Annotated in this window: 14 protein-coding genes; 9 read left to right on the forward strand and 5 right to left on the reverse strand. The window is 72.9% G+C overall.

Annotated elements, in window-relative coordinates; all coding sequences use genetic code 11:
* Positions 1-4: 4 nt before the first annotated feature.
* The gene (locus ACFVU3_RS24640) at positions 5-688 is read right to left on the reverse strand and encodes an alpha/beta fold hydrolase (RefSeq protein ID WP_390069334.1); all 684 of its coding nucleotides are present in this window, start codon (positions 686-688) and stop codon (positions 5-7) included.
* Between the two features lie 89 nt (positions 689-777).
* Entirely contained in the window at positions 778-1887 is a 1110-nt protein-coding gene (locus tag ACFVU3_RS24645; protein WP_390069335.1) for an FAD-dependent monooxygenase, read from the reverse strand.
* 165 nt (positions 1888-2052) lie between these two features.
* Between ACFVU3_RS24645 and ACFVU3_RS24650 the strand changes: the two genes are divergently transcribed.
* The 4 genes from ACFVU3_RS24650 (at position 2053) to pyrF (ending at position 5036) form a co-directional block, all read left to right on the forward strand.
* The gene (locus tag ACFVU3_RS24650) at positions 2053-3036 is read left to right on the forward strand and encodes a TetR/AcrR family transcriptional regulator C-terminal domain-containing protein (RefSeq protein WP_390069336.1); all 984 of its coding nucleotides are present in this window, start codon (positions 2053-2055) and stop codon (positions 3034-3036) included.
* A 70-nt stretch (positions 3037-3106) separates the two neighbouring features.
* Positions 3107-3571, forward strand: coding sequence for a MarR family transcriptional regulator (locus ACFVU3_RS24655; RefSeq protein WP_390069337.1), 465 nt, complete (start codon positions 3107-3109; stop codon positions 3569-3571).
* Positions 3572-3639: 68 nt separating this feature from the next.
* Positions 3640-4275 carry a signal peptidase I gene (lepB, locus tag ACFVU3_RS24660; protein WP_390069338.1) on the forward strand — a complete coding sequence of 212 codons (636 nt, stop codon included), beginning with the start codon at positions 3640-3642 and terminating at the stop codon, positions 4273-4275.
* Positions 4276-4334: 59 nt separating this feature from the next.
* Positions 4335-5036 carry an orotidine-5'-phosphate decarboxylase gene (pyrF, locus tag ACFVU3_RS24665; RefSeq protein WP_390069339.1) on the forward strand — a complete coding sequence of 234 codons (702 nt, stop codon included), beginning with the start codon at positions 4335-4337 and terminating at the stop codon, positions 5034-5036.
* An 84-nt stretch (positions 5037-5120) separates the two neighbouring features.
* On the opposite strand, the gene ACFVU3_RS24670 is transcribed toward pyrF, so the two are convergent.
* The gene (locus ACFVU3_RS24670; protein ID WP_390069341.1) at positions 5121-6497 is read right to left on the reverse strand and encodes a PQQ-binding-like beta-propeller repeat protein; all 1377 of its coding nucleotides are present in this window, start codon (positions 6495-6497) and stop codon (positions 5121-5123) included.
* 401 nt (positions 6498-6898) lie between these two features.
* On the opposite strand from ACFVU3_RS24670, the gene ACFVU3_RS24675 reads away from it, so the two are divergent.
* The 4 genes from ACFVU3_RS24675 (at position 6899) to ACFVU3_RS24690 (ending at position 10662) form a co-directional block, all read left to right on the forward strand.
* A complete protein-coding gene (locus ACFVU3_RS24675; RefSeq protein ID WP_390069343.1) occupies positions 6899-7726 on the forward strand; it encodes a helix-turn-helix domain-containing protein in 828 nt (275 codons plus the stop codon).
* Positions 7727-7744: 18 nt separating this feature from the next.
* Positions 7745-8278: a VOC family protein gene (locus tag ACFVU3_RS24680; protein WP_390069345.1), complete on the forward strand. Its 534-nt coding sequence runs from the start codon at positions 7745-7747 to the stop codon at positions 8276-8278.
* Positions 8271-9080, forward strand: a complete 810-nt coding sequence (locus ACFVU3_RS24685) for a MerR family transcriptional regulator (RefSeq protein ID WP_390069348.1) — start codon at positions 8271-8273, stop codon at positions 9078-9080. The genes ACFVU3_RS24680 and ACFVU3_RS24685 overlap by 8 nt, the downstream gene beginning before the upstream one ends.
* A gap of 280 nt (positions 9081-9360) precedes the next feature.
* The gene (locus tag ACFVU3_RS24690; RefSeq protein ID WP_390069350.1) at positions 9361-10662 is read left to right on the forward strand and encodes a M28 family metallopeptidase; all 1302 of its coding nucleotides are present in this window, start codon (positions 9361-9363) and stop codon (positions 10660-10662) included.
* 64 nt (positions 10663-10726) lie between these two features.
* Here the strand turns inward: ACFVU3_RS24690 and ACFVU3_RS24695 are convergent, their stop codons facing one another.
* Together ACFVU3_RS24695 and ACFVU3_RS24700 are read right to left on the reverse strand one after the other, a co-directional pair.
* Positions 10727-11911 carry an outer membrane lipoprotein carrier protein LolA gene (locus ACFVU3_RS24695; RefSeq protein WP_390069352.1) on the reverse strand — a complete coding sequence of 395 codons (1185 nt, stop codon included), beginning with the start codon at positions 11909-11911 and terminating at the stop codon, positions 10727-10729.
* Between the two features lie 166 nt (positions 11912-12077).
* Positions 12078-13088 carry a polyprenyl synthetase family protein gene (locus ACFVU3_RS24700; RefSeq protein WP_390069354.1) on the reverse strand — a complete coding sequence of 337 codons (1011 nt, stop codon included), beginning with the start codon at positions 13086-13088 and terminating at the stop codon, positions 12078-12080.
* Between the two features lie 218 nt (positions 13089-13306).
* Here ACFVU3_RS24700 and ACFVU3_RS24705 point away from each other — a divergent pair, with 218 nt between their 5' ends.
* The gene (locus ACFVU3_RS24705) at positions 13307-14821 is read left to right on the forward strand and encodes a peptide MFS transporter (protein ID WP_390069355.1); all 1515 of its coding nucleotides are present in this window, start codon (positions 13307-13309) and stop codon (positions 14819-14821) included.
* Position 14822 lies beyond the last annotated feature (1 nt).

Here is a 14822-nt window from a genome sequence, read left to right on the forward strand (position 1 = left end):
TCCGTCAGGCGGCCGCGGCCTCGGCGAGGGCGTGCGCGAGGGCGCGGGGGCTGGTGGTCATCGGCCAGTGGCCCGAGTCGACGTCGACGTACGTGAGGCTGCGGGCGCGGGCGAGTTCGGGGCTGTCGCCGCCGGCGATCCACTCCTTCGCCTGGGCGGGGGTGAACTCGGGGCAGACGAGCACGGCGGGGACGCCGAAGCGGCGCTCGTCGGTCAGCCGGACGACGCCCCGGGCGACCGCCTCCGGGACGGGGACGGCGGCGGCGGCGAAGCGGTCCCGGGCCGGCGCGTCGAGGTCGGCGGCGTCCGGGCCTTCGAAGGGGGCCCAGCCGGGGAAGGGCATGACGCCGTCCTCGATGGCGAAGAAATCGGCGTAGGCCCGCCCGTCCTCGGCCGGGAAGCCGCCGACGAGCGCGACCGCGGCCACCTTCTCCGGCCGGGCGTCGGCGGCCAGCCAGGCCAGGCTGGTCGCCGCGGAGTGGCCGACGACCAGGGGCTTTCCGGGGGCCGCGTCGACGGCGGCGAGCACGGCGTCGAGCTGGTCGGCCAGGGTGGCGGCGGTGTTCCCGTCGCCCTGGCCGGGGAGGGCGACGGCCACGGGGCGGTGGCCGAGGGCGGTGAGTTCGGGCACGACGTCGTCCCACGCGGAACCGTCGAGCCAGAGGCCGGCGATGAGCAGAATGTCCACGGTGCTTCTCCCGAGAGGTGTCGGTACCGGTCGCCGGGCACGGTAGCGGAGGACACCGACAACGAGGGGTCGCGGCGCCCGCCGTCCGCTCAGGCGTCCAGGGCGATGGCGTTCTTGGCGCGCTCGACGGACTCCTCGGAGGCCGGGCCGCCGGGGTTCTCGGTGGCGAGGGCCTGGTTGAGGCCGACGAAGGGGCGCATCCGCTCCTCGTAGCGGGCGAGGGCGGCGTGGTGGTCGCCGCGGTCGTGGGCGAGGCAGTCGGCCAGGACGTAGGCGCCGACGAGGGCGAGGCTGGTGCCCTGGCCCGAGAGCGGGGAGGGGCAGTAGCCGGCGTCGCCGAGCAGGGTCACGCGCCCCCGGGACCACCGGTCCATGCGGATCTGGGCCATGGCGTCGCAGTAGAAGTCCGGTGCCTCGCGGGCGGCTTCGGCGAGCCGGGCCCCTTCCCAGCCGAGGGTGCCGAGCTTCTCCACGACCGTGCGCCGCAGGGCGTCGGCGCCGCGCCGTCCGGGGGCGAGGGGGTCGGACCGGAAGCCGAAGGCGACCCGCAGTTCGGTGTTGTCGCGGACGGGCATGATGCCGAAGCCCACGCCCTCGTCCTGGAGCCACACCTGCCAGTCCTCCAGGCCGAGGAAGTTCTCCGCGCCGAAGACCGAGAGGTAGCTGCCGAGGTGGTGGGCGTACTCCTCCTCCGGGCCGAAGGCGAGGCGCCGGACGGTGGAGTGGAGGCCGTCCGCGCCGACGACGAGGTCGAAGCGGCGGGAGGGGCCGTGCGCGAAGTCGGCGCGGACGCCGGTCGCGTCCTCCTCCAGTGCGGTGAGGCTGTCGCCGAAGAGGTACTCGACGTCGGTCCGGGTGTGGGCGTACGCCATCCGCACCAGGTCGTCGCGCAGGACCTCGATGTCCTCGCTGTCGAGCCGGCCGCTGCTGAAGGTCGCCTCCGTGGAGCGGTGGACCTCGTTCCCCAGCGGGTCGAGGACCGACATGCCGCGCATCCGGGTCCGCACCCCGCGCGCCTGGTCGAGCAGTCCGGTCCGCTCCATGACGTCGAGCGCGACACCGCGGACGTCCACGGCCTGGCCGCCGGCGCGCGGGGCGGGGGCGCGCTCGACGACGGTGGGCTCGAAGCCCCGGCGGCGCAGCCAGTGGGCGAGGACGGGGCCGGCGATGCCGCCACCGGAGATGAGCACGGTCTTCATGAGGAGCTCCTTCGGCGATTCGTACGGTGTACGCCACTGAACGTACGCCGTACGCGCAGGCTCTTCAACAGGGCTAACAGGCGCTCTGTACTAGGCCAGATCGGCCCACGACGCCATCGCCGCTGCTACCCTCTGCCCTAGTACAGACAAGGGAGGCGATCGAACGTGACGCAGGTCACACGAGCGGCGGGCGACCCGCCCTATCTGCGCATCGTCGGCGAGATCCGGCGGCGCATCACGGCCGGCGAACTCGCCCCCGGGGACCGGATCCCCTCGACCCGGCGGATCGCCGAGGAGTGGGGCGTGGCCCTGGCCACCGCCACCAAGGCCCTGACCACCCTCCGCCTGGAGGGGCTGGTGGAGGCCCGCCCCCGGATCGGCACGGTCGTCGCCGGCGCCGCCCCGGCGGCCTCCGCCGCCCCGGCCCACCGGCGTCCGTCGCCCCCGGACGCCGAGCAGGAGCTGAGCCTGGACCGGATCGTCCGCACCGCCGTCGAGATCGCCGACGCCGAGGGGCTGACGGCGCTCTCCATGCGCGGCGTCGCGGCCCGTCTCGGGGTCGCCCCGATGTCGACCTACCGGTACGTGCCGAGCAAGGAGGAACTCGTCCTCCACATGGCCGACGCCGCGTTCGGCGAGGAGTCCTATCCGGCGGACGCCCCGGAGGACTGGCGGTCCCGCGTCGAGCTGGGCGCCCGCACCATGTGGCGCCTGTACCGCAGGCACCCCTGGCTGGCGCAGCTCGGCTCGCTCAGCCGTCCGCTGCTCGTCCCCCGCCTCCTCGTCCACGGCGAGTGGATCCTGGGCGCCCTCAACGGCCACGGGCTCTCCCCCACCGAGCTGTTCGACATCCACGTGCTCATCTACAGCCACGTCCAGGGCCTCGCCGTCCACCTGGAGCGGGAGGCGCACGCCGAGGCCGCCACCGGGCAGTCCGAGGACCAGTGGATGGACAGCCGCGGGCCCGACCTCCGGGCACTGTCGGAGTCCGGACGCTTCCCGACCTTCGCCAAGGTGGTCGGGAGCTTCGAGGGCGGCTACGACCTGCGCCTCGACGACCTTTTCGAGCGGGGCCTCAAGGCCCTCCTCGACGGCCTGACGCCGGTCGTCGGGGCCGCCGGCGGGACGGGGCGGCCGGGGACGGCCTGACGTCTTGATCTCAAGCGCGGTCGAGGTCCTAGCGTGAGCGTGTTCCGCCGGATCCGAGCAGGAGGCAGCCATGGACGTGACGCTCAGGGAGTACACGCGGGAGGAGCTGGCGGCCCAGCCCGTCGGGGCGTGGACCGGTCTCGCGTACCGGCTGGTGGTCGGGGCGATCCGCGAGGAGCTGGCGGCGGAGGGCCTCACCCAGCCGCACTGGTGGACGCTGAACCACGTCGCCGCGAGGCCGGGCGGCTGGGACCGGGCGGCGCTGGTCGAGCGGCTGACGCCCTGGGACGACCGCGGGACCGACTTCGAGGCCGTCTTCGACGAGCTGGTCGCCCGCGGCTGGATGACGGAGGACGCGGGGCGGATGACCCTGACCGGGGAGGGGCAGGCCGGCCGGGCGCGGGCGAGGGAGCGCACCGCGCGCGTGCGCGAAAGGGCCCACCAGGGCGTCGACGACGCCGACTTCGCGACGACGGTCGACGTCCTGCGCCGGATGGTCGCCAACCTGGGCGGCGAGGGTGACCTTCCCGAGTGACTCGGCGGTAACCTCCCGACGGACGCTCTCCGGGCAAGGGCCCGGGCGGTTCAAGGGGAGGAACGTTCATGCGACAGCGGGGTGCGGGGACGCGGCTGAGGATCGCCGCGTGGATCATGGTGCCGCTCGGACTGGCCCTGGTCCTGGGCGGGATCGTGTACTTCTTCACGACCCACCGGGGGATCACCGTCGCGGGCGCGTCGATGGAGCCCACGTACCGGGTGGGGCAGACGGTCGTCGTCCAGGACGTCGACGCCGACGACATCCGCAGGGGCGACGTCCTCCTCCTCCAGGTCCCCGGCCGCTACCAGGGCGCGCCCGTCGTCCAGCGGGTCATCGGGAAGGGCGGCGACCACGTCGTCTCCGACGGCGAGCACGTCACCGTGAACGGCACGCCCCTCTCGGAGCCGTACGTGAAGCCGGAACGCCTGCCGGTGACGCTGAAGCCGTACGACGTACGGGTCCCGGAGGGGCGCCTGTTCCTGCTGGGCGACAACCGGGGCAACGCCAACGACTCCCGCTTCTTCCTCGACGACCAGGCGGGCAGCGCGCCGGCCTCCGGCGTCCTCGGCCGCATCAACGCGGGCCTGCCGCCGGTCTTCCTCACCGCCGAGGCCCTCGGCGCCGCACTGCTCCTCGGCGGCGCCGGCGTCGGCTTCGCCGCGTGGCGCCGGGGCCGGCGCCCCGCTCCGTCACCGGCGTAGACCGTTTCTTCCGGCGCCTGCCCGACCGGGGCGGATTCCGCGCCGGGGAGAATGTCGCCATGGACGCAACAAGCCGGATCATCGTCGCCCTCGACTTCGACGACCGTCGGGCGGCGGACGACCTCGTCGCCCGGCTCGGCGAGGAGTGCCGCTTCTACAAGGTCGGCCTGGAGCTGCTCACGGCGGCCGGACCGGGCCTGATCGAGAGCCTGGTGGGCCAGGGCAAGGACGTCTTCCTGGACCTGAAGCTCTTCGAGATCCCGAACTCCGTCGCCGGAGCGGTACGCGTCGCCGGTTCCCTGGGCGTCTCGATGGTGACCGTGCACGCCATGGGCGGCACCGGCATCGTGTCCGCCGCCGTCGAGGCGGCCCGCGACTTCCCCGGCCTGCGGGTGCTGGCGCTCACCGTCGTGACCAGCATGACGGCCGCCGATCTCGCGGACGTCGGCGTGACGGGCGCGGCCTCGACGGAGGACCAGGTCGTACGGCTCGCCCGCCTGGCCCGGGGCGCCGGCTGCCACGGCGTGATCGCCTCGCCGCGCGAAGCCGGGCGGCTGCGGGGCGCGCTGGGCCCCGATCCCCTGATCGTCACGCCGGGGGTGACGCTGCCCGGCGAGTCCTCGGGCGGGCACGCCCGCTCCGGCACCCCGCGCGCCGCCGTCGCCGCCGGCGCGTCCCACGTCGTCGTCGGCAGGACGGTCACCCGCTCCGACGACCCGGCCGCAGCCTTCCGCCTCGTCCGCGCGGACCTGGAGCGGTAGGCCCGGCCCGCTCGCCGGAGCCGTACGCGACCGACCCGGCCCGACCGGCGGAGCCGTACGCGCCGCCGGGCGGGGCCGGGGGGATCAGACGGGCTGGGTGGCGAAGACGAAGAGGCCCTCGCTGGTGCGGATGACGGCATGGCCGTCCGCCGTGAACTCGGGCATGTCCTCGATGCCGGAGGCCAGGAGCTTCTTGTCGGCGGCGCCCAGCGCGGCTCCGGTGCCGTCCAGGTACGCGTACAGGACGCCGTTGCCCGGGAGGGCGTTCGGCCTGATCGACACCTCGTCGTCGGCCTGGCGCCACAGCTCCTTGCCGGTCTCCGTGTTCCAGGCGACCGCTCCTCCGCCGTACTGCGTCACCGCGCTCTTGCCGTCCGGGGCGATGGCGACGCCGTCGTCGTCGAGGGTGACGGTGATGTCGACGGCCGGGCCCTCGGCGAGCCGGCGGCCGCTCTTGAGGTCGACCAGCGTCATGACCGCCTCCGAGTCCCCGTACAGGGACCATTCGAGCAGCGCCTTGTCGCCCTGGAACGGCATCAGCCGCGCGCTGGTCGCCTTGTCCGGCGTGATCTTCCCGGCGAGCGCCGCCGGCGGGGCGAGGGTCTTGGTGTTCCACGCCTTGGCGCCGGTCCGGACGTCCTTGGCGGTCAGCCACTCCGCGTAGGGCTGGAAGGAGATGTCCTGCTGCGTGAAGTAGCCGAGACCGGGGCCGACCGCGTCCTTGAGCTCGACGGTCGAGATCTCGCTCTCCAGGGGCTCTCCGCCGCCGATCGGGAGGAACGTGACGCCGCTGCCGCTGGTGTCCACGAGGTGGCCGTTCCGCAGCGGCGTGGACATGTGGGTGTCGTCGTCGAAGGAGGAGCTTCCCAGCTCCTCGCCGGACGGCGCGTACATGGTCAGCTCGGTCTTGGTGGACGCCTTCTTCAGGCCGTCCGCCGGGGTGTCGACCCGCCGGCGCACCAGCAGGGCGGGCGAGCCGTCCGTCCACTCGCCGACCTGCACGACGGCGTTCGTCGGGGTGGACGTGGACCCCTCGATGTCCGGATCCGGGAGCTCGAACTTCTTGCGCTCCTGGCCGCTCTTGGCGTCGAGGAGCCGGGCGGTGTACATGCGCTTGTCCGCCTCGCCGCTGTAGCCGGTGACGACGACGGCGTCGCCGACCGTGCAGACGTCGCGGTCCGCCGTGCTCTCCTCGGACGCCTCGCTCGCGCAGTTCCCCGCCTCGCCGGCCGGCAGGCTCCAGGCCGGCTTCGCGGCGAGCCCGGGCACCGGCTTGCCCTGGAAGACGGGCTCCTTCGGCGCGGCGGAAGCCGATTCCGTGGCCGTGGCCGTGGCGGTCTCCGTGCCGCCGGGGGCCTTGGCGCCGGTCTCGGTGCCGCCGCCGGAGCATCCGGTCACGAGACCCGCGGACAGGACCAGACCGAGCGCCGCCGTCGTCGTACGTAGGTGATTGCGATTCAACTTGCGTCCCCGTTTTCCTTCTTGCGTGTTCACGCCCAGCGGGTCAGCTTACTTCGGTCATGATCATGCCGATCCCGCGCAGGGCGCCCGGAACGCCGGTCCCGCGGAAGCGCGTCCGGCTCGAACTCCCGTCGCCCCGAAGGCCCTCACCGCGTCGCGGGCGTCCACGACGCGGCGGCTCGCGACGCAAAGGAAGAAGACCGGGGAAACCCCCTGCCCAACCCCTCCGGCCTCCCCAGGACCGCCCGTCACCCGCTCGGGTGACTTGCGTGAACTGGGCTGGATTCGGGGCGGGTTGCCTGGCATATGCTCCGCTCACCACACCAGACACGCGTCGGCCCCCGGCCGGGACTCGCAATCCCGATCGGGGGCCTGACCACCGAGGAAGGTAGCTCTTCCCGATGGCTTCTCTTCAGCCTAACGTGCGTCCGCATGCCCGCGGGCTCGTTCACCGCAACGTCCGGCTCACCTCCCGGTACGTCGTCATCAGCAACGACCTCGCCCGGCACCCCGATCTGACGATCCCGGCGATCGGGCTCGCCGTCTTCATCCAGTCGCTGCCCGCCGGTGCGTCCGTCGGGATCAAGGCGCTCGCCGCGCGCACGAAGGGGATGAGCGAGATGAGGATCGCGGCGGCCCTGCGGGAGCTGGAGGCGGCCGGCTTCCTCGCGCGCACCCGGGAGCGGCTGCCGGACGGCCGCTTCGTGCCGCGTACGGTCTCGTACAACCGGCCGGGGGCTGACCCCGGCGCCGGACGGGAGACCCCGGCGCCGCGGAAGGTCCGGAAGGCCCGGGAGGAGCCACCGGACCCCGCCCCGCAACGGCCCGTCGAGCCGCCGCTCCCCGAAGCCCACCACCCCGCCGCGGACCTGCTCAGCGGACTCCGGGCGCGCGAGCCCCGCATGCTGCTGTCGGAGCGGGACGTACGGCGGCTGGCGCCGGAGGTGACGGCCTGGCTGGAGCGCGGGGCGCTCCCCAACGCCGTGGCCCGGACGCTCTGCGCCGCGCTCCCCCACGACCTCACGAGCCCGGTGGGGCTGCTGGCCCACCGGCTGGAGGTGCTCCTCCCGCCGCCGCTCCCGGCCGCGCCCGTACGGGCCGTCCCGGCGCCCCGCCACGTCTGCGACGGGTGCGAGCGGCCCTTTCCGCCGTCGGTCACGGCCTCGGGGCGGTGCAGGGACTGCCAGGAGGAAGCGGAGACGATCGGACTTGACCCTCACGCCGCGTGAGGCTGAACAGTGGCCCGCATGAGCGACCACTACGACGCGTTCGAGATGAGCCCCGTGCCCGCCCCCGGGCCGGACGCCGTGCCGCCGGAGCCGTTCCACGGCATCTACGGCATGCCCTCCTTCGTCACCGTCCCCACGAACGACCTCGCCGGGTCCGTGGACTTCTGGGTCCGGGGACTCGGCTTCTTCGAGCTGTTCACCGTCCCCGGCACCCTGGTGCACCTGCGCCGGTGGGCCTTCCAGGACGTGCTGCTCGTCGCGGCCGGCGAGGTCCCCGAGCGGCCCCCGGCCATGAGCTTCAGCTTCGCCGGCGTGCTCTCGCAGGTCGAGGCGCTCGCCGGGGCCTGCCGGGAGCTGCGGCCCGGCTCGGTCTCCGGCCCCCGGGACACGCCCTGGAACACCCGGGACGTGGAGGTGATCACCCCCGAGAACGCCCGGATCGTCTTCACCGCGGCGAAGCCCTTCGACCCCGCGAGCCAGGAGGCGCGGAACCTCGCGGCCATCGGGATCCGCCCGCCGGGCGGCGGCACCGACAATGGGGCCCATGCCTGAGGACGAGTACCCGGACGCGGACGGGCTGACCGTCGGCCAGGCGGCGGCGCGGCTCGGCGTGACCGTCCGCGCGCTGCACCACTGGGACGAGATCGGCCTGGCGCGGCCCTCGCTCCGCACGGGCGCCGGGTACCGGCTCTACACCGCCGCGGATCTGGAACGGCTGCACCGCGTCGTCGTCTACCGCGAGCTCGGACTCGGCCTGGAGCGGATCCGGGCCGTGCTGGACGACTCGGCCACGGACGTGACCGGCGCGCTGCACGCGCAGCGCGCCCAGGTCACCGAGCGGATCGAGCGCCTCCAGCGGCTCGGCGCGGGACTGGACCGGATGATCGAGGCCCACGAGCGCGGACCGCTGCTGACCGCCGGGGAGCAGGCCGCGGTCTTCGGCCCCTCGTGGGATCCGGAGGGCCCTGCGAAGGCGCGCGCCCTCTACGGGGACACCCGGCAGTGGCGTCAGTACGCCGAGCGGTCGGCCGGCCGGACCTCCGAGGAGTGGCGGGCCGTCGCCGACGCCACGACCGCCCTGGACCGCGACCTCGCGGCGGCGATGGAGGCCGGCGCGGCGCCGGACGGGCCGGAGGCGGGCGGCCTCGTCGAGCGGCACCGCGCCGTCTTCGCCGCGTACTTCCCCCTCACCAGGGAGATGCAGGTCCTGCTCGCCCGCAGGTACGAGACGGATCCCGGCTTCGCCGCGCACTACGACGCGATCCGTCCGGGCCTGGCGCGGTGGTTCCGGCTCGCCGTCGACGCGAGCGCGCGTGCCCACGGGATCGACCCCGGCACGGCCGCCTGGCGGTAGGGCCCGGCGGCCGGCCGGTGGCGTCCGGACGACCGGGCCGGCGCCCACCGGAACGGCCCCCGCCGGATCCGCCGTCCGCTGAGCGAACCCTACTGACCGGATTGAGGTCTTGACGGGACATCGTCACGTCACTGAGCATCAGCACGCGCGCACCAACCGCGGGGATCCCCTTCACACCCGCCGCGGGCGCCACCTGTACAGCTCCAACGCCTCGCGCCACCCACGGTGCGAGGCGCTCGCACGTTCCGTCCCATCCCCGTTCGGAATCCGGAGCCCCCACATGAAACTCTCCGTGAGACTCGCCGCCCTGGCCGGTTCCTCGGCCCTCGTCGTCGGCGCCCTCGCCGGTGCCGTGCCGGCGACCGCAGCGCCCGCCGGTGCCACCGCCGTGCCGGACATCGCGGTCGCCAACGTGAAGCAGCACCTGACCGACCTGCAGTCCATAGCCACCGCCAACGGCGGCAACCGCGCGCACGGCCGGACCGGCTACAAGGCGTCCATCGACTTCGTGAAGGCGAAGCTGGACGCGGTCGGATTCACCACGAGCATCCAGCAGTTCACGTACAACGGCACGACCGGCTACAACCTGATAGCCGACTGGCCGGGCGGCGACCCCAACCAGGTCGTCATGGCCGGCTCGCACCTCGACTCGGTCACCTCGGGGCCGGGCATCAACGACAACGGCTCGGGCTCCGCCGCCATCCTGGAGGCCGCGCTCACCGTCGCCCGCACCGGCTACCAGCCGTCCAAGCACCTGCGCTTCGGCTGGTGGGGCGCGGAGGAGCTGGGTCTCGTCGGGTCCAAGCACTACGTGAACAACCTGCCCACCGCCGAGCGCGCGAAGGTGAAGGGCTACCTCAACTTCGACATGATCGGCTCGCCGAACCCGGGCTACTTCGTCTACGACGACGACCCGGCGATCGAGCAGACCTTCAAGAACTACTTCTCGGGCATCGGGGTCCCGACCGAGATCGAGACCGAGGGCGACGGCCGCTCCGACCACGCCTCGTTCAAGAACGTCGGCATCCCGGTCGGCGGGCTCTTCACCGGCGCCAGCCGGGTCAAGACCAGCGCCCAGGTGTCGAAGTGGGGCGGTACGGCCACGGCCTTCGACCGCTGCTACCACTCCTCGTGCGACACCACGTCGAACATCAACGACACGGCCCTGGACCGCAACAGCGACGCCATCGCGCACGCGATCTGGAACCTGTCGGGCACCAGCACCCCGCCCACCGGCACGGTCTTCGAGAACACCGCCGACGTCGCCATCCCGGACAACGGCGCCGCGGTGACCTCCTCCGTGACCGTCTCCGGGATCACCGGCAACGCCCCGGCCACCCTCGCCGTCGGCGTGGACATCGTCCACACCTGGCGCGGTGACCTGGTCGTCGACCTGATCGCCCCCGACGGCTCGGTCTACAACCTGCACAACCGGACCGGCAGCAGCGCCGACAACATCCAGCAGACCTTCACCGTGAACGCCTCCTCCGAGGTCGCCAACGGCGTCTGGAAGCTGCGGGCGCAGGACACCGCGTCGGCCGACACCGGCTACATCAACGGGTTCAAGCTGACCTTCCCGTAGGGGAAAGACCACCCGGGTGGGCCGGTGACCTTCTCCCGACCCACCCGGGGTACCACCGTGTGCGCTACTTGGCCGCGTTCGCCGCGTCCACCAGTGCCTCCGGGGTCACCGCGCCGACGTAGACCTTGCCGTCGTCCGTCATCAGCGCGTTGACGATCTTGGTCTTGAAGACCGTGCCGGAGCCGAACTTCCCGCTGACCTTGTCGCCGAGCGAGTCCAGGAAGCCCTGGAACTCCTGGGGCGCCTCCTCCGTCTTCGGGGCCGGCGCGCCCGAGTCGACGCGGGCGATGGCCGTCCAGCCCTCGCCGATCACGTTGACGTCGCCCTCCCCGAAGCCGTCGAGGCCCCCGAGGCCCCCGAGGCCGCCGAGCTCCTTCTCCAGGTCCTTCTCCGCGTCCTTCCGCGACGCCTCGACGTCGTCGCCCTCGGTGACCTTCGCGCCCTTCGGGACGGTGAAGTCGAACTCCGAGGCCGCCGGCTTCCCGAAGTCGACCTTGGTGAAGCCCGCGTCGACGACCGGCTTGCCGCCGCTGGTGGAGGCGAGGGTGAACTTCAGCGGGGTGCCGTTGGCCGCGTCCACCGCGATGGTGATCGAGTCGACGGTCGAACCCTTCTGCTTCGGCGCGATCACCAGCCGGTACGCGTCCCGGCCGGCCACCTTCGCGGTGCCGTCGACCGTGATCGAGGTGGTGTCCCCGGCGGCCTTCAGGACCTCGTCGGCGAGCTCCTTGGGGCTGGCCGGAAGCTCCTTCTCGGGGGCCGGGCCGCCCTCGCCGGCGCCCTTCTCGTGGAAGACCTCGTTCGAGCGGGAGTCGTACGCCCACACCTCGTCGCCGTTGTGGACGAGGCTGTACTCCTCCTTGCCGTCGAGCAGCGTCAGCTTCTGCCGCTCGGGGCCGTCGGCGGCGATCCGCAGGGTGTGGGTGCCGGAGACCAGCTTGGTGAGCTGGGCGGACGGGTCGGCGGAGCCGGGGCCCTCGCCGGAGGCGCCGTCGCCCATCCCCTGGGCGATGCCGCCGAGCAGGCCGTCGAAGGCCGGCAGACCCAGGTCGGTGGAGATCTTGAAGGTGCCGGACAGGGTCTGGGTGTCCGAGGCCGCGATCTTCTCGATGAGCTGCTGGGCCGTGATCTCGGGCAGGTCCGGGTCGCCGGACGCGGCGAGTGCCGGGACGAGTCCGATGGTCGCGGCGGCGATGCCGGCCACCGCGACCGGGACGATGTACCGGCTCGTCTTTCGCTGTGCTGCCATGGTCTGTGATCCCTCCGTGCCCTGGCGTGGACCGCCTGGCTTCCTGGCTGCCTGGTCGATGTACCCATCTCACCAAGGAAAGGAGCCGGAATCGTCAGTCCCCGGGATCAACCTGGCGTACGCCTGCGGGATGACGGACCCCTAGGGCCGCCCCGCCTTCGGGGGGTCAGCCCGCGCGGTGCACCACGGCGTCGCACAGCTCCTGGAGGGCCGACTTCGCGTAGCCGTCGGGGAGCGGCGCCAGCATGGCCCTGGCCTCCTCCGCGTACCGCACGGTGTCCCGGCGGGCCTGCTCCAGGGCGGGGTGGGCGCGGAGCCGGCGGAGCGCCTCGGCGTGCCGGGCGTCGTCGGTGAGGTCGCCGTCGACGAGGGCGACGAGCTCCAGGTCCTCGGGGCGGCCGTGGGCGGCCGCGGCGGCCCGGAGGCGGAGGACGGGGAGGGTCGGGACGCCCTCGCGGAGGTCGGTGCCGGGGGTCTTGCCGGACTCGTGGCCCTCGGAGGCGATGTCGAGGACGTCGTCGGCGAGCTGGAAGGCGACGCCGAGCCGCTCGCCGTACTGGGTGAGGGTGTCGACGACGGACTCGTCGGCGCCGGACATCATGGCGCCGAAGCGGCAGGAGACGGCGACGAGGGAGCCGGTCTTGCCGCCGAGGACGTCGAGGTAGTGGTCGACCGGGTCGCGGCCGTCGACGGGCCCGGCGGTCTCCAGGATCTGGCCGGTGACGAGCCGCTCGAACGCCTCGGCCTGGATCCGAACGGCCTCGGGGCCGAGGTCCGCAAGGGTGTGCGAGGCGCGGGCGAAGAGGAAGTCACCCGTGAGGACGGCGAGCGAGTTGCCCCAGCGGCTGTTGGCGCTGGGCACGCCCCGGCGGACGGCCGCCTCGTCCATGACGTCGTCGTGGTAGAGCGTGGCCAGGTGGGTGAGCTCCACGACGACGGCCGCGGGCACCACGCCGGGCGCGTAGGGGTCACCGAACTGGGCGGCGAGCATCACCAGCAGCGGGCGGAACCGCTTGCCTCCGGCGAGCACCAGGTGCTGCGCGGCCTCGGTGATGAAGGGGACTTCGCTCTTGGTGGCGTCGAGGAGGCCGGCCTCGACGGCCGCCAACCCGGTCTGGACATCGGCCTCAAGAGCCTGGTCCCGCACGCTAAGACCGAACGGCCCGACGACGGTCACGAGGGGGTCTCCTGTCTGCTGACGCCTGCTGACGATCACATGGCGACGATCACATGGTTGGGGTGGTGATCACACGGTGTTCGTGGTCACACGGATTGTCGATGTGTCGCTGGGATTCACTCAAGCCAGCGTATCCGGTCACGTTTCGATCACCGTGGGCGCCTTCCCGTCACCCCCGGTATGTTCGTGATCAGCTGATACGACAGGGAGTGCGCGAATTGTCCCGAACAGCGATCGACAAGGACGACAGGGGCGGAGACGGGGAGCGGCCGCCCCCCGAGGACGACCGCGCCTTCCTGGGACATCCGCGCGGCCTCCTCGCCCTCTCCGGCCTGGAGGTCTGGGAGCGGTTCTCGTTCCTCGGCATGCAGGCGATCCTCGTCCTCTACTTCGCCGCCGGCGTGTCGGACGGCGGCCTCGGCATGGCGGCCGGCACCGCCGCCTCCGTCTCCGCCGCCTACGGCACCCTCGTCTACCTGGTCTCGGTGGCCGGCGGCTGGCTCGCCGACCGCGTCCTCGGCTCCTACCGGGCGGTCCTGTGGGGCGGCGTTCTGATCGCCTGCGGCCACTACTCCATGGCGGTGCCCACCGCCGCCATGACCTGGACCGGCCTCGGCCTCATCAGCGCCGGCACCGGCCTGCTCAAGCCGAACGTGGCCACCATGGTCGGCAAGCTCTACCGCACCGACGACGACCGCCGCGACGCCGGCTTCGCCCTCTACTACATGGCGATCAACATCGGCGCCTTCGCCGGACCGCTGATCACCGGCTGGCTCGCCGACCACAAGGGCTACCACTGGGGCTTCTCCGCCGCCGCCATCGGCATGACCTTCGGCCTGATCCAGTACGTGGCCGGGCGCCGCCACCTCGCCGGGAAGCGGCACGCCGCCGAGTACCCGCTCGCCCCGGACGCCCTCCGCCGCGCGGTGCTGTACATGATCGTGGGCGCCGTCGCCGTCGCCACGACGGCCGGCGGGCTCGCGGCGGCCGGCTGGCTCACCATGGACCGGTTCGTCGACCTGCTGACCCTGATCTCGGTGATCGCGCCCGTCGTCTACTTCTGGGTGATGTTCACCAGCCCCCGGGTCACCGCCGAGGAGCGCGGCCGCCTCAAGCCGTACATCGTGCTGTTCCTGGCCTCGGTGGCGTTCAACTTCATCCTCTTCCAGGCGTACTCCACGATGATGCTGCTGGCCTCCACCAACGCCCGCACCACCATCCTCGGCTTCGACTTCCCCGCGAGCTGGTACGCCTCCGCCCTCGGCGCCTTCGAGGTCCTCCTGGCCCCCGTGGTGGCCGCCGCCTGGGCCCGCATGGGCCCCCGCCAGCCGCACGCCTCCAACAAGATCGCCCTCGGCGTGATCCTCGGCGGCCTCTCCTTCCTCCTGATGGTCCTGCCGACCTCCGGCCACGCCGACGACACGTACCGGATGGCCGCCTGGTGGATCGTCGGCTCCTACCTGCTGCTCGGCCTCGGCGACGTCCTCCTGGAGACCTCCGGGATGTCCGCCACCAGCAAGCTCGCCCCCCAGGCGTTCTCCAGCCAGACCATGTCGCTCTGGTTCCTCTCCCTCGCGCTCGCCAACGGCATCCAGGCACAGACCGTGAAGCTCTACGACGACGTCTCCAAGCCCGCCTACTTCGGCGTCAACGGCGCCCTCGCCGTCGCCGTCGGCCTCGCCGTCATGGCCCTGGCCCCCTGGCTGCGCCGCACCATGCACCCCGTCCACTGAG

The organism is Streptomyces sp. NPDC058052, from assembly GCF_042885515.1.
Lineage (GTDB): Bacteria > Actinomycetota > Actinomycetes > Streptomycetales > Streptomycetaceae > Streptomyces.